At 69.7% G+C, this 20,718-nt stretch carries 25 protein-coding genes; 4 read left to right on the forward strand and 21 right to left on the reverse strand.

What is annotated here, in order from left to right; translation table 11 throughout:
• Positions 1 to 101: 101 nt before the first annotated feature.
• The 15 genes from ACQY68_RS13565 to ACQY68_RS13635 all read right to left on the reverse strand — a co-directional run bounded on the left by ACQY68_RS13565 (position 102) and on the right by ACQY68_RS13635 (position 11,851).
• The gene (locus ACQY68_RS13565) at positions 102 to 539 is read right to left on the reverse strand and encodes a hypothetical protein (protein ID WP_428150018.1); all 438 of its coding nucleotides are present in this window, start codon (positions 537 to 539) and stop codon (positions 102 to 104) included.
• Positions 539 to 1,249 carry a hypothetical protein gene (locus tag ACQY68_RS13570; protein WP_428150019.1) on the reverse strand — a complete coding sequence of 237 codons (711 nt, stop codon included), beginning with the start codon at positions 1,247 to 1,249 and terminating at the stop codon, positions 539 to 541. Before ACQY68_RS13570 ends, ACQY68_RS13565 begins: the two co-directional genes overlap by 1 nt.
• 91 nt (positions 1,250 to 1,340) lie before the next feature.
• Entirely contained in the window at positions 1,341 to 4,157 is a 2,817-nt protein-coding gene (locus ACQY68_RS13575; RefSeq protein ID WP_428150020.1) for a transcriptional regulator, read from the reverse strand.
• A gap of 234 nt (positions 4,158 to 4,391) precedes the next feature.
• On the reverse strand, positions 4,392 to 5,228 hold the full coding sequence (locus tag ACQY68_RS13580; RefSeq protein WP_428150021.1) for a flagellin: 837 nt from the start codon (positions 5,226 to 5,228) through the stop codon (positions 4,392 to 4,394).
• Positions 5,229 to 5,366: 138 nt separating this feature from the next.
• The gene (locus tag ACQY68_RS13585; RefSeq protein WP_428150022.1) at positions 5,367 to 5,657 is read right to left on the reverse strand and encodes a flagellar protein FlaG; all 291 of its coding nucleotides are present in this window, start codon (positions 5,655 to 5,657) and stop codon (positions 5,367 to 5,369) included.
• Positions 5,658 to 5,731: 74 nt separating this feature from the next.
• The gene (locus ACQY68_RS13590; protein ID WP_428150023.1) at positions 5,732 to 6,565 is read right to left on the reverse strand and encodes a flagellin; all 834 of its coding nucleotides are present in this window, start codon (positions 6,563 to 6,565) and stop codon (positions 5,732 to 5,734) included.
• Positions 6,566 to 6,850: 285 nt separating this feature from the next.
• Positions 6,851 to 7,027: a hypothetical protein gene (locus tag ACQY68_RS13595; protein WP_428150024.1), complete on the reverse strand. Its 177-nt coding sequence runs from the start codon at positions 7,025 to 7,027 to the stop codon at positions 6,851 to 6,853.
• Complete coding sequence (locus ACQY68_RS13600; RefSeq protein ID WP_428150026.1) at positions 7,008 to 7,451, reverse strand: hypothetical protein; 444 nt, start codon at positions 7,449 to 7,451, stop codon at positions 7,008 to 7,010. The genes ACQY68_RS13595 and ACQY68_RS13600 overlap by 20 nt, the downstream gene beginning before the upstream one ends.
• Entirely contained in the window at positions 7,448 to 7,831 is a 384-nt protein-coding gene (locus ACQY68_RS13605) for a M15 family metallopeptidase (protein ID WP_428150027.1), read from the reverse strand. The genes ACQY68_RS13600 and ACQY68_RS13605 overlap by 4 nt, the downstream gene beginning before the upstream one ends.
• Complete coding sequence (locus tag ACQY68_RS13610) at positions 7,828 to 8,118, reverse strand: hypothetical protein (protein ID WP_428150029.1); 291 nt, start codon at positions 8,116 to 8,118, stop codon at positions 7,828 to 7,830. The genes ACQY68_RS13605 and ACQY68_RS13610 overlap by 4 nt, the downstream gene beginning before the upstream one ends.
• The gene (locus tag ACQY68_RS13615; protein ID WP_428150030.1) at positions 8,111 to 8,293 is read right to left on the reverse strand and encodes a hypothetical protein; all 183 of its coding nucleotides are present in this window, start codon (positions 8,291 to 8,293) and stop codon (positions 8,111 to 8,113) included. Before ACQY68_RS13615 ends, ACQY68_RS13610 begins: the two co-directional genes overlap by 8 nt.
• 5 nt (positions 8,294 to 8,298) lie before the next feature.
• A complete protein-coding gene (locus ACQY68_RS13620) occupies positions 8,299 to 9,747 on the reverse strand; it encodes a DUF2793 domain-containing protein (RefSeq protein ID WP_428150031.1) in 1,449 nt (482 codons plus the stop codon).
• A 281-nt stretch (positions 9,748 to 10,028) separates the two neighbouring features.
• Entirely contained in the window at positions 10,029 to 10,757 is a 729-nt protein-coding gene (locus ACQY68_RS13625) for an anti-sigma factor (RefSeq protein ID WP_428150033.1), read from the reverse strand.
• Positions 10,754 to 11,311 carry a sigma-70 family RNA polymerase sigma factor gene (locus tag ACQY68_RS13630; RefSeq protein WP_428150034.1) on the reverse strand — a complete coding sequence of 186 codons (558 nt, stop codon included), beginning with the start codon at positions 11,309 to 11,311 and terminating at the stop codon, positions 10,754 to 10,756. Before ACQY68_RS13630 ends, ACQY68_RS13625 begins: the two co-directional genes overlap by 4 nt.
• A gap of 78 nt (positions 11,312 to 11,389) precedes the next feature.
• Positions 11,390 to 11,851, reverse strand: a complete 462-nt coding sequence (locus ACQY68_RS13635; RefSeq protein WP_428150036.1) for a DUF4112 domain-containing protein — start codon at positions 11,849 to 11,851, stop codon at positions 11,390 to 11,392.
• Positions 11,852 to 11,917: 66 nt separating this feature from the next.
• Here ACQY68_RS13635 and ACQY68_RS13640 point away from each other — a divergent pair, with 66 nt between their 5' ends.
• Complete coding sequence (locus tag ACQY68_RS13640) at positions 11,918 to 12,889, forward strand: endonuclease/exonuclease/phosphatase family protein (protein ID WP_428150037.1); 972 nt, start codon at positions 11,918 to 11,920, stop codon at positions 12,887 to 12,889.
• Here ACQY68_RS13640 and ACQY68_RS13645 read toward each other — a convergent pair.
• From ACQY68_RS13645 to ACQY68_RS13670, 6 genes are all read right to left on the reverse strand, one after another.
• Positions 12,864 to 14,063 carry a CCA tRNA nucleotidyltransferase gene (locus tag ACQY68_RS13645; RefSeq protein ID WP_428150038.1) on the reverse strand — a complete coding sequence of 400 codons (1,200 nt, stop codon included), beginning with the start codon at positions 14,061 to 14,063 and terminating at the stop codon, positions 12,864 to 12,866. The two genes, ACQY68_RS13640 and ACQY68_RS13645, sit on opposite strands and share 26 nt — an antisense overlap.
• Positions 14,060 to 14,725, reverse strand: coding sequence for a CoA pyrophosphatase (locus tag ACQY68_RS13650; RefSeq protein WP_428150040.1), 666 nt, complete (start codon positions 14,723 to 14,725; stop codon positions 14,060 to 14,062). Before ACQY68_RS13650 ends, ACQY68_RS13645 begins: the two co-directional genes overlap by 4 nt.
• Complete coding sequence (locus tag ACQY68_RS13655) at positions 14,722 to 15,285, reverse strand: DUF1285 domain-containing protein (protein ID WP_428150041.1); 564 nt, start codon at positions 15,283 to 15,285, stop codon at positions 14,722 to 14,724. Before ACQY68_RS13655 ends, ACQY68_RS13650 begins: the two co-directional genes overlap by 4 nt.
• Before the next feature lie 18 nt (positions 15,286 to 15,303).
• The gene (locus ACQY68_RS13660; protein WP_428150043.1) at positions 15,304 to 15,795 is read right to left on the reverse strand and encodes a GNAT family N-acetyltransferase; all 492 of its coding nucleotides are present in this window, start codon (positions 15,793 to 15,795) and stop codon (positions 15,304 to 15,306) included.
• 67 nt (positions 15,796 to 15,862) lie between these two features.
• Complete coding sequence (locus ACQY68_RS13665; protein WP_428150045.1) at positions 15,863 to 16,633, reverse strand: enoyl-CoA hydratase; 771 nt, start codon at positions 16,631 to 16,633, stop codon at positions 15,863 to 15,865.
• A complete protein-coding gene (locus ACQY68_RS13670; RefSeq protein WP_428150046.1) occupies positions 16,630 to 17,724 on the reverse strand; it encodes an MBL fold metallo-hydrolase in 1,095 nt (364 codons plus the stop codon). The genes ACQY68_RS13665 and ACQY68_RS13670 overlap by 4 nt, the downstream gene beginning before the upstream one ends.
• 129 nt (positions 17,725 to 17,853) lie before the next feature.
• On the opposite strand from ACQY68_RS13670, the gene ACQY68_RS13675 reads away from it, so the two are divergent.
• The 3 genes from ACQY68_RS13675 (at position 17,854) to xth (ending at position 20,715) form a co-directional block, all read left to right on the forward strand.
• Positions 17,854 to 18,846: a hypothetical protein gene (locus ACQY68_RS13675; RefSeq protein ID WP_428152670.1), complete on the forward strand. Its 993-nt coding sequence runs from the start codon at positions 17,854 to 17,856 to the stop codon at positions 18,844 to 18,846.
• A gap of 115 nt (positions 18,847 to 18,961) precedes the next feature.
• A complete protein-coding gene (locus ACQY68_RS13680; RefSeq protein ID WP_428150047.1) occupies positions 18,962 to 19,879 on the forward strand; it encodes a hypothetical protein in 918 nt (305 codons plus the stop codon).
• Between the two features lie 41 nt (positions 19,880 to 19,920).
• A complete protein-coding gene (gene xth, locus ACQY68_RS13685) occupies positions 19,921 to 20,715 on the forward strand; it encodes an exodeoxyribonuclease III (protein ID WP_428150049.1) in 795 nt (264 codons plus the stop codon).
• Positions 20,716 to 20,718 lie beyond the last annotated feature (3 nt).

Genomic DNA, 20,718 nt, shown 5'->3' on the forward strand with positions numbered 1-20,718 from the left:
CTTTCTCTGATCGCTCCCGGCCGCCATGTGCGACCGGGGCCTGAAATCCTCGGCTCGCAGGCCTGGCCCACGAAACCGTTAACACGTGTTCCGACTTTGTTCTACTGTCCCGGAAAGGTCGGCGAAGGCGCTTCCTCGACCACGACGCCCAGGTCTGTGATGCCTTCGCGCTCGATGGCGCCCGGCACCGCCAGACGACCGTCGCCCGTCCGCGCCAGGGCGAAGAACCGCGCCCCCTCCAGCGTCCGCGCGAACGAGACGCCGCGGCGATCGACGAAGATGAACTGGCCCTGATAGGCGCCGGTAACCTCGTCCCGGGCGACGCCCATGCCACGGAACCGTAGACGCATCTCCTCCAGGCGGGCGGCGCACATCTCGATCTGGACCTGACCGCGCGCGAGGACGTTGAAGACCGGCTCGCCGTCCGGCCGCTCCACCGCGTAGCAGACGCCGGTCTCGGTCGGAGCCTTCACCGACGTGTTGCAGCCGGCGAGAACCGGAAGCATCAGAACGGAGGCGATCAGGACGGGACGGATCATCAGTTCAGGCTCGGGAACTGGCAGCTGCGATCCTGATCGGCCAGGATGCGGAAGCGGCTGTTGTCATTGGACTGCTCGACCCGCCGGGGCACCAGACGCAGGGTCAGGTTGCCGTGGCGGCCGTACTGGGCATCGCCGGGGCGGACGCAGGTGCCGGCATAGAGGGCCTGGACACACTGGTTGAGGCTCATGCGGCCCAGCTCACGCCAGTCCGAACCGGTGTAGCGAAGGCAAGGCGTTCCGGACGCGCGCTCGACGCGGGGTTCGGGCTGTTGCGTCTGCTGATCGACCTTGCCCGGGACGCCCGTGTCATAGGGATCGGTCACGCCGACATCGGCCGTCTCGACGGCCGTCGGCAGGGTCGGGGGCGGTGCGAAAGAGGCGGTCGGGGCGGCGGCGAGATTGCCGGTCTCGTCCAAGCCCACGTCGAGGGCGTCGGTCGCCAGGCCGTTGCGGCGGGCGCAGTCGGCCAGGGTCGCCATGCCGACGAACTGGCCGTCGACGAAGCAGCGCAGTTCGCGCGTCGGCTCCAGCGACGGCGCATCGGCCAGATCGACCTGCAGGCCGCCGGGGCCTTCCTCGGTCTCGGGCGCCTTGGGGGCGGCCGGTTCGTGGCTGCCGCCGAACACCAGGGCCAGCACCACGGCCGCCAGAATGGCGAGGCCTACGCCGATGGCGATGATGACGCGATTGTCGGTGGGAAGTTGCATGAAGCGGAGCTCGCGCGGCGTCGGGCCTTGGAGGCCTCAATAACCCCGGCCCGCCCCGTGGCGTCAACCGCCAAGCGAAAACGGCCCCCGGCTATCCGCCGAGACGGGCGAGCGCGGCCTGATAGTTGGCGAGCTGATTGCTCAGATAGGCGGGCACGGGGCCCGACGCCGATGCGGACGCGTCCTCCGGCTTCAGCCCGCGATAGGCGTCGCGGATGGCCTTGAGCGCGCCCTGGATCTTCTCGCCGGCCGCCGTGATCGAGGCGGCGTTGTTGAGGGTCAGGTTGCCGGGCAGGCCGAGACCGAAGGTCTTCACCGACGTGTCCGCCGCGGCCAGGCCGACGTAGCCCGCCGACAGGCCGAGTCCCAGAAGGGCGTCCCTGCCCGTCTCACCGGAGGTCAGGATCGCGCCGGTCTTGCCGTCCTTGGCCATGATCGACAGGCGCTGGACCCCGCCGGTGGTGGTCGTCGTCTCGCCGTCCTTGCCGGTGACCGCGCCGCCTTCGGAGGCGACGGTGACCTTCAGCTTGCCGCCCGAGGCGACGCTGATCTTGCGGGCCAGGGTCGCGAGCGTGTCCTTGGCGTCGATGGTGACCGCCGTGGCCCGCCCGCCATTGGCCGGGGAGATGTAGAAGCGATCGCCGACGCGCAGCGAGGTGGCGTCGATCAGCCGTTTGGAATCGCTCTGGTCGATTTCGCCCTGGGGCAGGCCCAGACGATCCAGAACGCTCGCCCCGCCGGACGCGACGGCCAGGGTCATGGGTTTGGCCTGATCGCCGTCGCCGGACCAGGTGCGGCTGTATTCCACCGCGCCGGTCAGGGGATCGAGCCGGGTCAGATAGGCCTTGGTCGGGTCGGTGCTCTTCGCGGCCGGGTCGCGGTCGGCGATGCCGGTGATCCAGACCTTGCCGTCATGGACCTTCACATCGGCGGCCGTGTCGTCGCCCGCGTCGCCGTACCAGCTCAGACGGTCGGTCCCGGCGGCGGTCAGACTGGTCGAGAGGGCGACGACGAAGACGTCCTTGCCGCCTGAATGGGTCGTGGTGGTGGTCCCCGCGGTCAGGCCGCTGTCGCGGCTGGTTCCGGTCAGGATGACCTTGCCGTTGGCGACGGCGATGCCGGCGATATCGCCCGAGATCGCGCCCAGATCGCGGGTCGAGGCCAGGGTCGGGATGCCCGCCGCATCGAGGGTGAAGCGACGCACGACGGCGCGGCCGTCCTCGACGCCGGCGGTGTAGAGGTTGGAGCCGTCGATGGTCATGGCGTCGACGCTGTCGTCGGCGCCGGTGCCGAACTGGGTCTGGCCCACGGCCTTTGCGACGATGCCGGCCGTCGGATAGGGCTCGCCGGCCTTGAAGGCCTGGACATAGCCATCCCAGCCGCCGACCGGGACTGCGCCGGTCATCGCCGACTTCGACCGGCCGCCGACATAGACGAGGCCGCCGTCGCCGAAGGAGACGCTGGTCGCCTCATCGGCCGCGCGGGCGCCGCGACGCTGGGTCCATTGCTCCTCGCCGTCCTTGTTGAAGACGGTGACGAAGCTGTCGGCGACGTTGGCGACCTCGCCGGTCTTGCCCGCGTCCGTGGCCGAGGTGTTCAGCGAGCCGGTGACCGAGCCCGCGACCGCGACGTCGCCGTTGTCATCGATAGCGATGGCGTAGCCGCTGGCGCTGGAGGATGCGCCCAGGGTCCGGGTCGCGACCAGGCGTCCGGCCGAGTCGTACTTCATCAGGGCGACGTCCTGGACGCCCTTGATCGGCTGGTTGGTCCCGCCCGTGGTCACGTCGCCGACGATCCAAAGCGAGCCGTCAGGACCGACGGCGCTGGCGCGCACGGTCGAGACGCCCTCGGGCATCTTCTCCTGGGAGATGCGGCCGTCGACCCACTGGGTCTCGCCGACGTTGCCGCCGGTCGGCTGGGCCGCCGTGCCGCCGTCGCTCTGGAACTTGAGGATCTGGTTGGTGGTGGTGGCCGCGACGGTGGTCTTGGTGGTCGTCACGCCATTGACCGTGGTCGTCACGGTCGTTGCGGGAGAGCCTGCGGACTGAACCACATAGACGGCGTCGGACTTCTGGGCGGCCGTGAAGCCGACGGTCTCGGTCGAGGTTCCCCGGATCGCCAGCGCCCACCGGTCGGGGCCGGCCGGCAGGGTCACAGGCTTGCCGGCGACCTGCACCGTCTGGGGCGTCGCCTTGATCTGGTCGCGGCCGATGCGGGTCTGGAAGCCGGCGGCCTCGAGCTTGCCGTTGATGAACCCCGTGACGTTGTCCATCGTCCGGGGCGTCGCGCCCATCTCGTCGAGGTCGATCGGGACGGCGGTGGTCTGGGTGCTCAGCCCCACCGGGACCTTGATGGTAATGCTGAACTTCGTGTCGCCCTCGAACGCCTTGACCGGCGTATCCAGCGAACCTTCGTGGATCGGGCCGGTGATGGAGTTGGAGCTGTCGCGGGGGACGGCGGCCGTGGTCTTCGATGTCGAGGACGAGGTCCCCTGCACCAGCCGGAGCGCATCGAACTCGGCCTTGCCAACATACGAACCGATTTCGGCCAGGCCCGAGGCGAACCGCTTCTGGGTCAACGCCAGGTCGGTCGCGGTCAGACCTTTCACCGAGGCGCGGTTGGCCAAGGCGTTCAGTGTCTCCAGACCTTGATAGAGAGCGAACAGCTTCCGATAGTCGGCCGAGGCGCCCTTCACGTCGAGCTGGGCGGCGTCCTCGTTCACGAAGGCGCGGCCGCCGAGGGCGGCGCGGACCAGGGCGTCCGGTTTTGGCGCCGTCGCCTGGGCCGAAGTGCTCCACGGCGCGGTAGGCTGAGACTTTTTAGTGATGAGGTTCGTCAGGGCAGCCGAGGTCGAGGGGTCGTAAGAACCCCCATACAAACCCATGAGATAGCTGTTGTTGACCGCCACTCGATCCTCCGCGTGCAAGGGTACGCGAGCGGGCTCAATGCGAGATTAACGTCCGGGCAGGGAACGATGGAATGCGAATCGTGTTGTGGTCTCGTCAGACAGGAGCGAGGCCATGATCTTCCCGAAGTCGCTTATCCAGTCCCTTCTGGCGTTGTACGGATTCGGAGACCGGGCGCATGCGCCGCGCCGCCGTCCCTCACCCGTCGTGATCGGCCACCAGTCCGGCAGTCGCTTTTAGCCCTGGAACAGGCTGAGGATGATCTGCGGCGCCTGGTTGGCGATCGACAGAGCCTGAGCCCCCAGTTGCTGCTGCACCTGCAAGGCCTGCAGGCGTGCGCTTTCCTTGGCCAGATCGGCGTCCACCAGATTGCCGATACCCGACTCGATTGTGTCCGAGAGCTTCGCCACGAAGGTGTTGTGGGCCGAGATCTGCTTGGCCTGGGCGCCGATGTCGCCAAGCGACTTGTTCAGGTTGGTGATCGAGGCGTCGAGCTTGGTCAGGGCGGTGGTCGAACCGGTCACCGTCAGCAGGCTGTCGCTCAGGCCGAGCGAGATGATCGAGCCGCTGAGCGAGAGGTTCTTGCCGGACAGGGTGATGAACTGGGTCGCGCCGGCGTTGGCCAGGAACTTCAGCCCGTTGGTCAGTGACCCGTTGAGGATGTTGCCGCCGTCGAAGGAGGCGTTCTCGACGGCCGACTTGATGGCGCGCAGCAGGGCCTTGAAGTCGGCGTCCAGCAGCTGGCGGGACTGGGTCTTCAGCGAGACGTCCTTGGCCGCGACGACCTTTTCCTTCAGCTGATTCAGCAGGTCGGAGATCGATTCGCCCGCCGCCATGGCGACGTCGGCGATGGAGGTGGCGCGGTCCAGGCTTTGCTTGACGGCCGAAAGGGCGCCGAGGTCGGCGCGCTGGCCCTGGGCGATGGCCCACACGGCGGCGTTGTCCTTGGCCCCCTGGACTTTCAGCCCGGTCGAGATCCGGTTCTGGACCCCGGTGAGGTTGTCGTTGGTCCGGGACAGGTTCTGCAGCGCGACAGCGGCCGCGGCATTGGTGTGAACGCTGTTGGTCGTCATAGGTCTTCTAGCCCCGGGATGTTCGCCGGAAGGCTAGAGCTGCAACAGTCACCGTATGGTTAACGGCGGTAAACCACGACGATTAACCGCATCGGGCTGTCCCGAGCGGTCTGGAATACGGGTCCGGCGTCCTAACAATCAGGCGCTGGTGTCGATCAGCCCCCCGGCCGAGTAGTCGCCTCTTTCCGCCATTCGCAGGACCTGCTCTCGCGGGAACTGGCGGACGACCTCTCCGGTGGCGCTGTCCAGGGTCTTGTAGACGAAGGTCCCCTGGGTGGGTCCCTCTTCGATGATCAGCCGATACCGGGCGGCCTCTTCAGCCTTCTGTGCGGCGCGGCCCTGACCGAAGTCGTTGTTCGAGGTCGCGGCCGCCGTGGCTGCGACGACAGGTGAAACGCTTGCGCCTACGCTTTTTGCATTGGTGTCCATGGCTCCTTACGCCGGGGCTTCCGGCGTCCCTTGGGAACGGTCGGGCGGGACCGGGGTCCCGCCCTTCCATTGGCTTATCGGAACAGGCCGAGCAGGATCGAGGTCGAGGAGTTGGCGATCGACAGAGCCTGCACACCCAGCTGTTGCTTGGTTTGCAGCGACTGCAGTCGCGCGCTTTCCTTGGCCAGGTCCGCATCGACCAGGTTGCCCACGCCGTTTTCCAGAGCGTCGGAGAGCTTGCCGACGAACGAGCGGTGCGTGTCGAGCGACTTGGCGCCGGTGCCCAGGCGAGCCAGGGCGGACGACACGTTGTCGATGGAGGCGTTGACCAGACCCAGGGCCGTGGTGGCCAGGGTCGAGGTGCCGATCGTGGTCGTGGTCGCGACGGTCACGTTGGTCGAGCCGAGCGACAGGTTTTCAGGAGCCACCTTGATGGTGGAGCCAGCCGTGTTCGACAGGGCCTTGAAGCCGTTGGTGCCGGTCGAGTTGTCCAGCAGGTTCACGCCGTTGAACTTGGCGTTCGAGACCACCGTGGCGATCTGGTCGCGGATGGACTTGAAGTCTTCGTTCAAGGCCTTGCGCGAAGCCGTCGACAGCGACTTGTCGGTCGCCGAGAGGGCCTTTTCCTTCAGCTGGATCAGCAGGTCGGAGACGGATTCACCGGCGGCCATGGCGACATCGACGGCCGAAGAGCCGCGATCCAGGCTGTCCTTGACGGCGCCCAGAGCATTGATTTCGCTGCGTTGACCCTGGGCGATGGCCCAGATGGCGCCGTTGTCCTTGGCGTTGTTGACCTTCTTGCCCGTGTTGACGCGGCCCTGGACGACGTCCAGTTCCTTGTTCGTGGCCTGAAGGTTCTGCAGGGCGACAAGGGCGCCCGAGTTCGTGTTCACGCTGTTCAGCGCCATGACGAAAGTCCTTATTTTCAAGGTTCCGGGCGTCATTTTGACATCCGGGAGCATTTTGCTCGGAGACCCAAGAAGCAATCGGCAGGCCAGCCGTCGCAATTTCGACAAGCCCGCAACCCTTTGAAATAACTACGGTACCTTGCCTTAACCATGCCTCTCGCCCGGCAGGTTTTGCCGTTTCGGGCGCTGCGAGGCAGGAAATGCCGGGCGCCCGGCAGGTTTTGCCGGGCTGTCCGCTTCGTCATGACGAAAACACCCTGACGAAACGGGACGAAACGGACGAAGTCAGGGGCGTCTCGCCACCTCCCCCGCCGCTCGTTCGGCCATGAGGGTGTCGACGGCCAGCCGGCGGGCGGCGTCGCAGTCGGCGATCTGGCGGCCTCGCATCATGTATCCGACCTCCAGATCGCCCAACGTCGGGGCATCGGGCAGGCGGTGCAGCTCACACGGCCGGCTCGCCATCGCCGGCAAGGTCAGGCGCGGCGGAGCAACCGACGAGGCCCGGGGCGGCAAGGCACAGCTTGCGGTCATGGTCGCGCAGGCGAGCAACGCGATCGGCAGGCAGGGGTGAGGCAGCGTCATCGGCGGTTCTCGCGGTCTGGATGGATCGGGCTGTGACACGTTCCAGCGTCACGGCGGATTGGGCGGCGGCATCGAGGCGCGCGACCTGACCGGCCTCGCCCTCGGCTTCCGCCGTCCGGGCGGCGGCCTGTCGCTCGGCGAAGTCGGCCGTTCGCTCGGCGCGTTCGAGGCGTCGGCGACCGACGTCGAAAGGATCCCAGCGGAAGCCGAGACCGCCGAGGACGATGGCGACCGCCGCGAGGACCCCGACGCCGAGGGCCAGCCATCCGAGCGGCGCGAGGGTTCTGAGGGCTGGAGGGGTCAAGGGAACACCTTCCGATCCAGCTCGAAATGCGGACCATCGCGCAGGCGCGGCCAGTCTCCGCCCCAGACAAGGGCGACGCCCCTGACCTCCGCCGCCGCCTTGATGGCCTCGGCGATGCGCGGATAGAGGGGCCAGTCCCAGCGGACCGCGCCGTCGACCAGTGCCGCGATATCGACCGCGTGGCCGGTGATATGCCGCGAGTTCAGGGTACGGCTGGCCCCGGCGCGGACGAGGGCGACCTGTCTTTCCCTGGTGCGCAGGCCCTCGGTGACCATGAAGTCGACCGGGGTGGTCAGGATCGCGGCCTCGATCACCCCGACGAGGGCGGGATGGACGCCCTTGAGCCGGGCGCGGGAGCGTTCGGAGAGACGGAAGCTCATCGGGCGCCGCCGTCGGAGAGGCGCAGGCGAAGATTGACCAGCAGGGCGACCAGTTGCTGGGCCGTCGGCGCGACCAGATAGAGGATCAGCGTCAGGGCCAGCAGCGACATCAGGCCCGAGGCCACGGCCGGCAAAGCGGCGGGCTCGGTCCGGTGGACGACGGCGGACAGGGAGCGCCACAGGGCGAAGCTGGCGGCGAAGACATAGAGACGGCGCCACAGCCACTGCCCCTCGGCCAGGGGCTGGGGTGTCGGTCGGGAGGGAGGTTGGGGAGTGTTCTCAATCATTGTCGGGTTCCTCGTCGAGGGTCAGGTGGGTCCAGAACCAGTCGGGGCCGGCGGCGCGGCGCCCCTCGTCGCGGGACAGACGTCGCGGGGCGTCCAGCACGTCGACGTCCAGCAGGGGGCCTTCTCCGTAGAAGCCGAGGCTGTCGAAGACGGGGTCGGCGTCCGGGCGGGCCATCGGACTCACCCCTGAATCAGGATCAGGACGATGCCGCCAGATCCGGCCCCGCCAACGCCGCCGGACGTGACGCCGGCGGCTCCGCCTCCCCCGCCGGCGCCATAGCCGCCGCCCGCGCCGCCCGCAGGACCTGCGCCGGAGGTCACGGCGCCCGCGCCGCCTCCGCCGCCTCCGGCCGCCGCGAGGATCGAGACGGGCGCCGATCCGGCCGCGCCCGCCGCCGACACCCCGCCGGCGCCGCCGTCGCCGGGACAGGCCAGGACGCCGCCGGGACCTCCCGCACCTCCGGCCCGGGCCACGCTCGATGCGTCGAGCCCGCCGCCTCCGCCTCCGCCCCCGGGCGCTCCGGCGCAGGTCAGGCTCTGGCCCGCGCCCGCCGTCACGGTCGCCGAGGCCGCGCCGCCGCCGTTGCCGCCGACAAGGCCGGGACCGGCCGCGCCCCCTGCCCCGCCCGAGGCGCCGGCCTGACCCGCGCCGCCGCCCCGCGCGGTGAGCAGGGTGACGCCCGACGAGGCGATCGTGGTGTCGCCGCCCGACGCCCCGGACGCGCCACCCGCGCCGATCGAGACGGTCAGGGCGGCGGGCAGATCCTCGACGCGCCAGATGGCCTGGGACAGGCCGCCCCCGCCCCCGCCTCCGCCGCCCTGACGGACGCCGCCGGGTCCGGAGGCGCCCGCACCCCCACCGGCTCCGCCTCCCAAGGCCGTGACGATCAGCAGCCGGGCCCAGTCGGGCGGGGTGAAGTCGCCGCCGGCAATCAGGCGGACCGTCTCCGTGCGTGTGGCGCCGTGGGCGAACCAGACGCGGGCGTCGTCCTTGTCGATGCGGATCGCCTCGTTCCAGGCGGAGCCGTCCGGGCTGACCTTGAGCCGCAGATCGTCGTCGCCGATCAGGCCCAGTTCAGCCCGGCCGCCGTAGCCGCTCTGGAACAGGAGGGAGAGGACGTCGGCGGGGCCGTCCTTGTTGAAGGTGAAGCGCAGGTCGCCGTCGCCACCCTCGCCCGACGACAGGGCGGTCCACAGCGCCTTGTTCAGTCTGGCCGCGAAGGGATTGTCGGCGTCGGCCGTGGTGTTCAGGCCGAAGCGGGTCAGGTCCTGAAGCCGGGCCGGGAACGGGGTCCAGCCGTCCTCACCGCGCGCGACCAGTGCTCCCTCGTCGAGGACGACGGCGAGGGTCCCGGTCGGGGCGGGGACGCGGGTCCAGCCGCCGAGCTCGGTGCGGGCCAGATCGCCTTCCGACCAGGCGGACCAGACGGCGCCGGTCGGGCCGGCGGGCAGGATGTAGAGGGCGCCGTCGTCGGGGTCAGCGGGCTGGGTCGCCACCGTGCGGCTGACCACCGCCATCTGGGCCAGGGCGTCGAGCCGGGTCAGGGCCTGGTTGAGGGTGACGTGTTTCTGCAGCTGACCGGCCGCCAGATAGGGCAGATCCAGTCGCGCACTGTGGTTCGAAGGCATTTCGATCTCCGTTGGAATGCGGAGATCAGTGTGCGGGCGCCCCGGAGGCCCGCGCGTTCAAAGCCTCTAAATAGAGCCGACCTTTGAATTCATTGGGGTCCTGGGTCGATCCGTTGATGGGTATCGCCGGAAACGAGGGGTGCGGGGAGACCAATGGAAGGGCTGGGAGGCCTCCCCGCTGACCGGATCGCGGCTGTCAGGACCCACGACGTCGCGCAAGGCGGCGTCGATACGATCCGGTCAGCAGAAACTACGGAGACTTCGCCGTCCCGGATGCGCTTCTAGAGCGCCTGAAGTTCGCCGGTGGCGACGACGGGGCCGTCAGGCTTGTCGCCGGCGGGGGTGTGGCCCGGGGCTTCCATCGAGATGGCGACGGCGACCGCCTGACCCGCCGTGGAGGCCAGGACGTCGGTCAGGTGATGGTGCGAAGCGGCCGAGCCGTCGATGGCGCCGATCAACTGAACCCCCGCCTCGCCCGGCTTGACCAGCCACAGATGCGGAACGGCGCTGACGCCGTCCATGGCCTGGGTCGGGGCGATGAACAGGTTGCCGGTCGCGCTGTCGTAGGCGAGGGCGACGACGGGAGCGCCGCCTTCGGTCATCGAGATGGTCGCGACGCGGGTCACGCCGCCGGCCGGAGCCGCCTGCACGAGGGGCGCCGGCGCCGGCGCCGGACGGGTCGCCAGAAGGGCGACGGCGACAAGGCTGGCGGCCAGCAGACCGGTCGAGCCGATCGCCCAACCCTTCCAGAAGCTGGCGCGGTTGTCGTTCGCGGCGGCAGGAGCGATGCCGGCCTCGACGCGGGGCCAGACGCGGGCCGACGGCTGGACCGGCGGAATTTCGGCGATGAAGCCGGCCAGATGCTCGTTCCAGACCTCGACCTCGGCGGCGAAGGCGGGGTCGGAGGCCTCGCGGGCACGGGCGGCGCGCTCCTCTTCGGGCGAGAGGACACGAAGGGCCAGTTCGCCGGCCAAGGCGTTCGCGTCGTCTTCGGGAGGAAGGTCGGTCATGATTCGAGGCAGCTCCTCAACCTCAACAGCCCCCGCCGGATCCAGCTCTTCATCGTGCCCAGCGGCACGTTCTCGCGTGTCGCCAGGGCGTCGTAGGTCACGCCTTCCATGAAGGCGGTGCGGATCACGCCGCGAACCTTGTCTTCCAGGGTCTCGAGGCAATGGTTCAGGCGGCCCACCTCGTCGGTCGTCTCGATCACGTCCGAGGCCAGCGGGGCGGCGTCGGCCAGGTCATGGGCGTCCTCGACCGGAGCCGTGCGGCGCATCGGCGCGGCCGAGCGCAGGCGATCGATCGACCGGTTGCGCGCGATGGTCACCAGCCAGGTGATCGGGCTCGCGCGCGAGGGATCGAAGGTCGAGGCCTTCCTCCAGACGGTGAGATAGGTGTCCTGCAAGACGTCCTCGGCCAATTGGCGGTCAGCCAAGATACGCAGGCAGACTCCCAATAGCTTCGCGGAGGTCGCTTCATAGACGATTTTGAAGGCGGCGCGGTCGCCGGAGCCCGCGTGGCCGAGCGCCACGGCCAGTTCGTCTCGCGTCAGCATCGGGGTCATTCAGCGGGTCCGGGCGCAGTATCGATCGTCGGGGGAGTAGCGCTGCGCCTGCGCTGTTCGTCAAGGCAAACAGCGACTTCAGTCGTGAAGGTAGACAATACGTCGCTTGGTCGGATCGGCCTTCATAGTCGCGACGTGACGCTCGTGGTCGCCCGAGGCGCGGGATTCGCGCTCGTTGGCCTCGACCCAGTGGGTGCTCTCTATGTCCTTCTGCAGCGCCTTGGCCGCCATCAGGTGACCGGGGAAGAAGAAGTCGACCACGTCGCCGGCGATGGGCACCTCTCCGGTCGCGACGTCGACGCCGAGGTAACCGACCATGCGGGCGATGGTGCCGGGCGTCGCCTTGGCGCGGATCGCCTGGGTCAGCAGCCAGCCGCCGGCTCCGACACTGTAGACCGTGCCCACGACCGGAATCCAGGTCAGCAGGCCGTCCATGCCGATGCCGAACGGACCGAAGCCGACGGCCCGGTCGGAGAGCTTCTTGACGCCCTCGACATTGGACCAGATCTTCTCGATATCCCCGATGGATCGCTTCGCCATTTCGCCCTCCAAGCGACGGGTCAACGCGCCACATCGACCCGTGTTCATCATGGATAGCAAGTCTTCGTGACTGACAGAATCCTTTCGCATGCGCGGCCGGCGGCCGGGGTCGGTCTGGCGCTCGTGCTGACGGTCCCGCTGGGCATCGCCGGAGCGGCGCTGAGCGGGATCGGCCATCGGTGGGTCGACATCCTGGCGCAGTTCACGGGGCCGGCCCTTGTGCTCGCTGTGGCCGGTCTGGCCGGAGCGGCCTTGTTGCGGTCGCGAGGACTTGTCGGGACGGCGGTGGCGATCTCCGGACTGGTGCTGGCGGCAGGATGGCCGCAGTGGGCCCCGGCGCGTGGAACGCCCGAGGCCGGGGGCCAGGGCTTCACCCTCTATTCCGCCAACGTGCACGCCCTGAACACCGACGTGGAGGCGATGGCGGCCTCCATCGCCGCGGCCGATGCGGACGTGGTGGTGCTGATCGAGGTGGGCGACGCGCCGATGGCGGTGATCGACCGGGTGCTGGCGGGCTATCCCTATCGGGCCGCCAACATCCGGATGGACCGGCCCAGCGGCGCGGCGCGGTCGGTGATCGCTGCCCGCCGACCGCTGCGGGACATCGTGCTGGTCGTTCCCGGCCTGTCCGTCGTCGGCGCCGTGGTCGAGACGCCGATCGGGCCGGTGACGGTGGCGGGCGCGCACATGACCCGGCCCTGGCCCTATCAGATCCAGTGGGAGCAGATCCGTCAGGCGGAGGGACTGTCGGCCTGGGCGCGGTCGGTCGAGGGGCCGGTCATCGCGGCGGGGGACTTCAACAGCGTGTCGAGCGCGCGTATCGGCAAGATCATCAAGCGCGAAGGCGGGCTGATCCCCGCGCCCGGCTGGCCGGGGACATGGCCGACGCGGCTGCCTGCCTTCGGCGGCATCACCATCGATCAGGTCTATCGCACGCCCGATCTGGCGCTGGTCGAGCGGCGACTGGGCCTGCCGACCGGGTCGGACCACCGGCCGGTCATCACCCGTTTCGTCAGGGCTGCGCCGCCAGTCTCCTGAGCCGTTCGAGATGGCCCTCGGCGGGGAAATCGTCGGCGATCCACTCGGCCTCGAAGGCCTTCAGGATGCGGCCGTGCTCCGGGCCAGGTTCGATGCCGAGTTTCGCCAGATCGCGGCCACCGACCGGCAGTCGGGGTATGGGCCAGTTATCGACGAGGGCCACGGCCTTCGTGGTGCCGGTTCCGGGGCGGATCGCGGCGCCGCGCTGGATGCGGTCACGGACGGCCTGCTTGCCGAGGCGCCAGGTCAGGACGCGGAGCTCACGGTCGCCCGTCGCCGGGTCGAGCGGCCCCCCGGCGGCGGCGGCCAGACGCATCTCGACGGCCCGGGGCAGGCGCAAGGACCGCGCGATCCCGGCCACGTCGGACGGATCGTCTGGCAGCAGGGCGGACAGGCGCAGGACGGCGTCCTCGCTCGCCTCGCTGATCGCATCGAAGGCGGCGAGGTCGTCGACGGCGGGAAACAGGCGGTTCAGCACGCCGGCCTCGCGCATCGCATGGACGGCGGGACGCGGGTCGGGGGCTGCCAGAAGTTTGAGCAATTCCTTCGACACCCGTTCGGCGGACAGCCGCGTCAGCCCCTCGGCATGGGCGGCGCAGGCGGCGAGGCCTGCGGCGTCGGGCGCAGCGCGACCGTACCAGGCGTAGAAGCGGAAGAAGCGCAGGATACGGAGGTAGTCCTCCTCGATCCGGGTGTTCGGATCGCCGACGAAGACGACGCGGCCGGCGAGGGCGTCGTCCACGCCCTGCCCCGTCGGATCGAAGATCGCGCCCGTGCGGTCCGCGTAGAGGGCGTTCAGGCGAAAGTCGCGGCGCGCGGCGTCCTCGGCCCAGTCGTCTGTGAAGGCGACGACCGCGCGGCGACCGTCCGTCTCGACGTCGCGGCGCAGGGTTGTGACTTCGTAGGGCAGCTTTTGGGAAACCGCCGTGACCGTCCCGTGGGCGAGACCGGTGGGGACGACCTTGAGGCCCGCTTTCTTCAGCGCGGCCATCGCCTCCTCGGGCTTCAACCGGGTGGCGATGTCGAAGTCATCGACCGGGCGTCCGACAAGCGCGTTCCGCACGCTGCCCCCGACGAAGCGGGCGCAGTCGGGGCCGCCCGCCGCCTCCAGGGCGTCGAAGACGGCTATGGTGGCGGGGCTGGTGAGCCAGTTCTGGTTGTCCAGCCGGGTCATGCCGCGTCCTCGGCCGCCGAGGCGGGCAGATTCGGCTCGTCGCCGTACAGGCGCGCGCGCAGGGCGCGGATGATCCCGGCCGTCGCGCCCCAGATATATTGCTCGTTCCAGGTCATGGCCCAGAACCACCGCTTGACCCCGGCCGGCGCCTCCAGATGCTCGCGGCTGTGGTTGGCGGGGTCCATCAGGAAGTCCCACGGCGCCTGGAAGATCTCGGCCACTTCGGCGGGCGAGGCGGTCAGAGGCGGCAGGGTGTCGATCCAGCCGATGACGGGCGTCACCAGATAGCCGGTGCCGGTCTCGTAGGCATCGGACAGGCCGAGCACGGTGACGGCGGCGGGGTCGAGATCGACCTCCTCCCTCGCCTCGCGCAAGGCGGCCTCGACCGCGGTCTCGCCGGGATCGATCCGCCCGCCCGGGAAGGCGACCTGGCCCGTGTGTTTGGTCAGGCTGTCGGCGCGGCGGGTCAGGAGCACGCGCGCGCCCTCGGGGTCGGCGATGACGGGGATCAGGACGGCGGCCGGCTTCAGCGGGCCGGAGACCCAGCGCGAGGCGCCGGGGTTCAGGTCGAAGTCGGAGCGGACAGCGCCCGTTTCCGCCCGCCAGCCTTCCACCGGCGCCAGCTTTTCGGCCAGGCGCTCCTTCAGCGTCGCATGGCTCATTCGACGCCGGCTCCGGGCGGGCCGAGCGGGAACCAGACGCCGCCGGACCGGATCTGAAGGCAGCCGTCCCGCTCTTCGGCCATCTCGACCAGATCGTAGAAGACGGTGCGGACGATCCGGGCCTCCAGATCGGCGCGGACGTGGACGCGGGGCGCAGGTTCGCCGGTCGCCGGGTTGGTCTCGACGACGATGGGGTGTTCGGGGCCGGCCCGGGTCTCGTCGCCGACGTCGGTGGTGAAGACCAGGTCGTCGCCGTCGCGGGTCATCGTCACGGCGCGGAACGGCAGGTCCTCGACCTCGATCCGCATCTTCTCGACCGGCGTGACCAGGTGATAGCCGTCGGGGTCGCGTCGAAGGACGGTCGAAAACAGGCGGACCAGCTCGGCCCGGCCGATGGGCGAGTTCTCGTGCATCCAAACGCCGTCCCTGCGGATCACGATGTCGATGTCGCCGCAGTGGGCCGGATGCCACAGATGCACGGGCGGCAGTCCGCGACCCGGCGCCTGTCTGGCGGCGGCGGCGACGCCTGCGAGGCCTGATGATGGTTCCGGACCGCTCATGGTCCTGACTTAGGACGCTCAGGCCGGAAGGGCGAGACCCGAAGGCGCGGCGCTGGTGATCGGCAGCCACAGGACCCGGCGCGGGTCGGCCGGTCCGGGCAGGCGGACGTCGGGCGCGGGCTGGAAGCCGAAACGCTCGAAATAGTGCGGGTCGCCGACCAGCAGGACGCCTGCGACGCCCCGGTGCTGGGCCTCGCCGATACAGGCGCCGACCAGATCCGCCCCAAGGCCGCCGCGACGTGCGTCGCTGACCACCGCGATCGGGCCGAGGAACAGGGCGTCGAGGCCATCGACCGTGATCGACCACAGGCGGACGGAGCCGGTCAGGCGGCCATCCTCGCGCGCCACGAAGGCGGCGGACATATGGGCGGTCTCGCGGATGCGCTCGGCGGTCTTGGCGAACCGGCCGGGGCCGAAGGCGGCCATGACCAGCGCTTCGACCTCCTCACGGTCGGCGTCCGTCTCCGGCGTGATGCGGAAAGCGTTCGAAAGGGCGGGCGCAAGGCTCATGGCGCGGGCGCTTAGGGGCAATGGGGGGCGGGATCAAGGCAAAGCTCCCGCCCACGCCGGGCGAGGATCAGCCGAAGTCCGGCGCCCGCTTCTGGGTGAAGGCCATGAAGGCTTCCATCGCTTCGGGGCTGGACATCTGGGAGCCGAAGGCCTCGCCCTCGCGCTGCATCAGGGTCCACAGGGCCTCGGTGTCGCGCATCAGCCGCTTGGTCTTGCGAATCGAGTTGGGCGCGCGGGCGGCCAGTTTCGCCGCCAGACCTTCTGCGACCGTATCGACCTCGGCCGAGGCCACAGCGCGGTTGGCCAGACCCCAGGCCAGAGCGGTCCGGCCGTCAATCGGCTCGCCCAGGGCGAACATCTCAAACGCCCGCTGGTGGCCGATCACCGTCGGCAGCAGCAGGGACGACGCCGCCTCCGGGGCCAGGGCCAGGTTGATGAAGGGCACGGACAGCAGAGCGTCCTCGGCCACCACCACCATGTCGCAATGGAGCAGAAGGGTCAGACCGATGCCGACCGCCCGTCCGCGAACGGCGGCGACCGCCGGCTTGTCCAGTTCGGACAGCGCCCTCAGAAACTGGAACACCGGCGCGTCCACCACCTGTCCGCCGCCGCCCTGCGCCCCGATGGCGATGAAGTCGGCGATGTCGTTGCCGGCCGAGAAGCTGTCGCCCTCGGCCTTGAACAGCAGGACGCGCACAGCGTCGTCGGTTCTGGCCCGGCGGGTCGCCTCGGCCAGCAGCGAGTACATGGCCTGGGTGATGGCGTTCTTCTTCTCCGCACGGGCGAAGGTGACGGTCAGGATGCCGTCGGCGAAGTGCGTGAGGATGGGATCGCTCATGCAGAAGTCTCCGTTTCGGTGAGGCTCCACCAGTCCACGCCGTCGGCGTCGCGTTCGCGTCGCACGCGGCCCTGACCGGCCAGATAGTTGAGGTGGGCGATGGCCTCGCCCGTGGCCATGCCCAGGATGCCGTCGCCGACCGGGCGGGCGAACAGGGAGGCGAAGACGTCGACGGCCCTCTTCGGCTCGCGCAGGGTCCGCTCGAGCCGTTTCAGGGAGACGGCATGACCGCGCTTGAGCGCCTCGATGCGGGGCAGGACTCCGGTGAAGGGCTCGCCGTGACCGGGCAGGACGAGGCATCCGGCCGGGAGCAGGTCTCCCAGCCTGTCCAGCGAGGTCATCCAATCGTCGAGCGGATCGGCCAGCGGCTCGGTCGGCCAGACGGAGATGTTCGAGGAAATGCGCGGAAGGATCTGGTCGCCGGAGATGAAGACGTCGTCCGATTTGCGCCACAGGCAGGCATGTTCCGGACTGTGGCCGTTGCCGATGACGATGGTCCAGTCTTCGCCCCCGATGGAGAGAACCTGGCCCTCCATCAGGCGGTCGAAGCTGGCGGGCATGTGGAAGACGCCCTTGGTGAAGCGGCCGTAGCTGCTGCGCCAGCCTTCGATCTGCTCCTCGGTCCAGCCGGACGCACGCCAGAAGATCGCGCCGGCTTCGGGCGCCGGGCCGCTGTCGGCGACCAGCATCCGGCCGGTGACGTATTCCAGCTGGGTCATCAGCAGGGGCGCGTCGAACCGCTGGCACAGCCAGCCGGCCAGGCCGATATGGTCGGGGTGCATGTGGGTGCAGATGACCCGGGTGACAGGCTTGCCGCCCATCGGCCCGGCCAGAGCCGCCTCCCAGCCTGCGATGGAGTCCGGAGTGCGGATGCCGGTGTCGATCACGGCCCAGCCCTCGCCGTCCTCGATGGCGTAAACATTGATGTGATTGAGCTGCATCGGTAGCGGCAGCCGAAGCCACAGCACGCCGGGCGCCGCCTGAATCGCCTCGCCGGGGGCGGGAGGGGCGCCCAGCGGATAGGTCAGGCCCCGCAGGCCCTCGCCAGCCGTCCCGGCCTCGCCTTCGCTCGTGATGACGCCGTCCGCCAAGTCCGTCTCCAATCGCAACGCGCCTGACCATAGGCCGGAGAGGCCCGGCGCGTCCAGCGCCCGGTCTTGACCTCGTCACGACGGCTCGCCAAGGCTTCGGGACAAGTTTCAAGGAGAGCGTTCGTGTTCATGAAAACCCTGGCGGCCATCGGCGGCGCCGCAATGATGGCGATGGCGATCGTTTCGCCCGCCTCAGCCCAGGACCAGCCGGTGGGCGGAACCGGCCCATCGACCGGGTCCGTAGTGGATCAGGCGTCCCCGACGCGCGGCGCCGCCACGCGCCTGCAGACCCCGCAGGCCAATGAAAACCGGGGCCGCAATCGCGAACGCGCACGCACCGCGGCTCCCGTCGCCCCGACCCCGGAAGAGAATATCGTCGCGGCCCAGGCCATCGCCACGACGGCTGCCCCCTCCTGCCAGGTCAGCCAGGCCAACTTCCTCGGCCAGACCGCAGAGGGCGCCAAGTCCTACGAGGCCGCCTGCGCCACCGGCCCGGGCTATATCCTGATCGGCTCCACCCCGCCCCAGGCCGTGGATTGCGTTCTTCTGGCCGGCCAGGCCGAGATCGACCGCGCCCGCGACCCAGCCGCCGACGTCGGCACCCAATGCGCGATTCCCCAGAACGCCGATGTCTTGCGTGTGCTCCGCGCCTACGCGACCCAGGCGGGCGTGCCCTGCACGGTCGATCAGGGCGCCTCCATCGGCAAGTCGAGCGAGGGCAACCTGATCTATGAAATCGGCTGCAGCGGCGTCGACGGCTACTGGCTGGAGCAGGTCGGGACGGGCTGGAAGACGACCGAATGCGCCATCGTCACGACCCAGAACGCCACCTGCCGCTACACCACCTCCGCCGAGGCCGCGGCCTCCTTCAAGACCCGCCTGGCCGGCAGCGAAGCCGCGGCGTGCGACGTGACCGAGGGCCGCTACATGGGCGCCAACGCCAACGGCGCCTTCTGGGAAGCCAAGTGCAGCGCCGGCAACGGGGTTATCGTGCGCTTCAACCCGGAATACGCCGTGCAGCAGGTCTATCCCTGCGAGACCGCCCAGCGCATCGGCGGCGGCTGCCGCCTGACCATCGTGCCGGAAGCCCCGGCCGCACCGGCGCCGGCCGCCGAACAGTAGCCAGCACCCCAAACCGGCGGGCCAAGGCTCGCCGGTTCGGATTTCCGGCTCCGGAAGGCTTGACCAACCCGGATCGTCGGACCAACGCTCGGCCTGCCGATCAGGAGCAGTCGCCGTGTCGAAATTTTCCCCCCTTGCAGCGTTCGGAGCCGCCCTCGCGGTCGCCCTGTCGACGCTGACCGCCCTTCCCGCCTCCGCCCAGGATACGGGCATGCCCCAGGACCCGGGCGCCACGCCGGCGCCGGCCGAGGGCGCGGCCCGGGCCGCGCCGCTGGCGACCTCGGGACCCGCCGCCGCCATGGCGGCGCAGCGCATCGCCAATGCCGCCGGCGTGACCTCCTGCCAGGTCGTGGAGGCCAACGTCATCGGCCAGACCACGGACCGGCAGCGCGTGACCTACGAAGCGGCCTGCGCGAGGGGCCCCGGATACATCCTCGTCAACTCCATCCCGCCGGAAGCCCGCGACTGCGTCCTGCTGGCCGGACAGGCCGAAGCGGACCGCGCCGCCAATCCCGACGCCGACGTCGGCGTCCAGTGCGTCATCGCCCAGAACAAGGACGTTGCCCGCGCCGTGGCCGGTTACGCCACGGAGGCCGGCATCGCCTGCACCGTGGACGAGGGCGCTCCCCTGGGACGGACGGCCGAGAACACCCTGATCTACGAGGTCGGTTGCGCCGGTCTGGACGGCTATCGCATCGAGAAGACGGCGACGGGCTGGACCACCACCGAATGCGCGATCATCGCCAGCCAGAACTCGACCTGCCGCTTCTCCACGCCCGAGGAGGCGGCCGCGACGCTGAAAATCCGTCTGGCCGGCAGTCAGGCTGCGGAATGCGACGTGACCGGCAGCCGCTACATGGGCTCGGCGGGCGGCAATCGCGTCTATGAGGCCAAGTGCGGCGCGGGGGGCGGCTATGTCGTGGTCTTCTCGCCCCGGTTCGAGCCGCTGAACGTCTATCCCTGCGAACAGGCCCAGCGGATCGGCGGCGGCTGCCGGCTGACCACGGTCGCGGCGGCTCCTGCCGCTCAGTAGGACGCTTGCCCGGGTGACCGACGCTGCCTAGGCTCCGGCCGATGCGCATCGCCACCTGGAACGTCAACTCGGTCAACGCCCGCCTGCCGACCGTGCTCGCATGGCTGGAGGCGGCCCGGCCCGACGTGGTCTGCTTCCAGGAGATCAAGACCGTCGACGAGAAGTTCCCCCGGGAGCCGTTCGAGAGCCTCGGCTACAATGTCGAGGTCTATGGGCAGAAGTCGTACAACGGCGTCGCCCTGCTCTCGAAGTTCCCGGTCTCGGACGTGCGGCGCGGCCTGCCCGGTCAGGACCTGCTGATCGAGGACGCGGAAGACCAGGCCCGTTACATCGAGGCCGTGATCGAGGCGCCTCGCCCGGTCCGCGTCGGCGGCCTCTACCTGCCCAACGGCAATCCGATCGGGACGGAGAAGTTCGACTTCAAGATGCGCTGGATGGCGCGTCTGAACGCCCACGCCCGCGGCCTGCTGGCGCTCGAAGAGCCCTTCACCCTGTGCGGCGACTATAACGTCATTCCCCTGCCCGAGGACGCCAGGAACCCGGCCGCCTGGGTCAACGACGCCCTGTTCCAGCCCGAGAGCCGCGCCGCCTTCCGGGCGCTGAAGGGGCTGGGGCTTTACGAGGCCGGAGAACTGGGCCGCCAGCCGCCGGGGACCTACACCTTCTGGGACTATCAGGCCGGGGCCTGGCAGAGGGATCACGGCATCCGCATCGACTTCCACCTGCTGTCGCCCCAGGCGGCGGACCGGTTCGTCGGGGTCGAGACCCATCGCGACGCCCGCGACATGGACAAGCCATCCGACCACGTCCCGGTCGTGATCGAGCTCGCCGACTGATGG

It is taken from the genome of Brevundimonas sp., assembly GCF_965278935.1.
Classification (GTDB): Bacteria; Pseudomonadota; Alphaproteobacteria; order Caulobacterales; family Caulobacteraceae; genus Brevundimonas.

Excerpts from the sequence above, each read along its gene's own strand:
- ACQY68_RS13585 (WP_428150022.1), bottom strand. The coding sequence starts at position 5,657 with ATGGACACCAATGCAAAAAGCGTAGGCGCAAGCGTTTCACCTGTCGTC.
- ACQY68_RS13595 (WP_428150024.1), bottom strand. The coding sequence starts at position 7,027 with ATGGCGAGCCGGCCGTGTGAGCTGCACCGCCTGCCCGATGCCCCGACG.
- ACQY68_RS13610 (WP_428150029.1), bottom strand. The coding sequence starts at position 8,118 with ATGATTGAGAACACTCCCCAACCTCCCTCCCGACCGACACCCCAGCCC.
- ACQY68_RS13645 (WP_428150038.1), bottom strand. The coding sequence starts at position 14,063 with ATGACCCGGCTGGACAACCAGAACTGGCTCACCAGCCCCGCCACCATA.
- ACQY68_RS13655 (WP_428150041.1), bottom strand. The coding sequence starts at position 15,285 with ATGAGCGGTCCGGAACCATCATCAGGCCTCGCAGGCGTCGCCGCCGCC.
- xth (WP_428150049.1), top strand. The coding sequence starts at position 19,921 with ATGCGCATCGCCACCTGGAACGTCAACTCGGTCAACGCCCGCCTGCCG.
- ACQY68_RS13605 (WP_428150027.1), bottom strand. The coding sequence starts at position 7,831 with ATGAGCTTCCGTCTCTCCGAACGCTCCCGCGCCCGGCTCAAGGGCGTC.
- ACQY68_RS13625 (WP_428150033.1), bottom strand. The coding sequence starts at position 10,757 with ATGACCGACCTTCCTCCCGAAGACGACGCGAACGCCTTGGCCGGCGAA.
- ACQY68_RS13580 (WP_428150021.1), bottom strand. The coding sequence starts at position 5,228 with ATGACGACCAACAGCGTTCACACCAATGCCGCGGCCGCTGTCGCGCTG.
- ACQY68_RS13570 (WP_428150019.1), bottom strand. The coding sequence starts at position 1,249 with ATGCAACTTCCCACCGACAATCGCGTCATCATCGCCATCGGCGTAGGC.
- ACQY68_RS13565 (WP_428150018.1), bottom strand. The coding sequence starts at position 539 with ATGATCCGTCCCGTCCTGATCGCCTCCGTTCTGATGCTTCCGGTTCTC.
- ACQY68_RS13620 (WP_428150031.1), bottom strand. The coding sequence starts at position 9,747 with ATGCCTTCGAACCACAGTGCGCGACTGGATCTGCCCTATCTGGCGGCC.
- ACQY68_RS13615 (WP_428150030.1), bottom strand. The coding sequence starts at position 8,293 with ATGGCCCGCCCGGACGCCGACCCCGTCTTCGACAGCCTCGGCTTCTAC.
- ACQY68_RS13635 (WP_428150036.1), bottom strand. The coding sequence starts at position 11,851 with ATGGCGAAGCGATCCATCGGGGATATCGAGAAGATCTGGTCCAATGTC.
- ACQY68_RS13630 (WP_428150034.1), bottom strand. The coding sequence starts at position 11,311 with ATGACCCCGATGCTGACGCGAGACGAACTGGCCGTGGCGCTCGGCCAC.
- ACQY68_RS13590 (WP_428150023.1), bottom strand. The coding sequence starts at position 6,565 with ATGGCGCTGAACAGCGTGAACACGAACTCGGGCGCCCTTGTCGCCCTG.
- ACQY68_RS13665 (WP_428150045.1), bottom strand. The coding sequence starts at position 16,633 with ATGAGCGATCCCATCCTCACGCACTTCGCCGACGGCATCCTGACCGTC.
- ACQY68_RS13675 (WP_428152670.1), top strand. The coding sequence starts at position 17,854 with ATGAAAACCCTGGCGGCCATCGGCGGCGCCGCAATGATGGCGATGGCG.
- ACQY68_RS13660 (WP_428150043.1), bottom strand. The coding sequence starts at position 15,795 with ATGAGCCTTGCGCCCGCCCTTTCGAACGCTTTCCGCATCACGCCGGAG.
- ACQY68_RS13650 (WP_428150040.1), bottom strand. The coding sequence starts at position 14,725 with ATGAGCCATGCGACGCTGAAGGAGCGCCTGGCCGAAAAGCTGGCGCCG.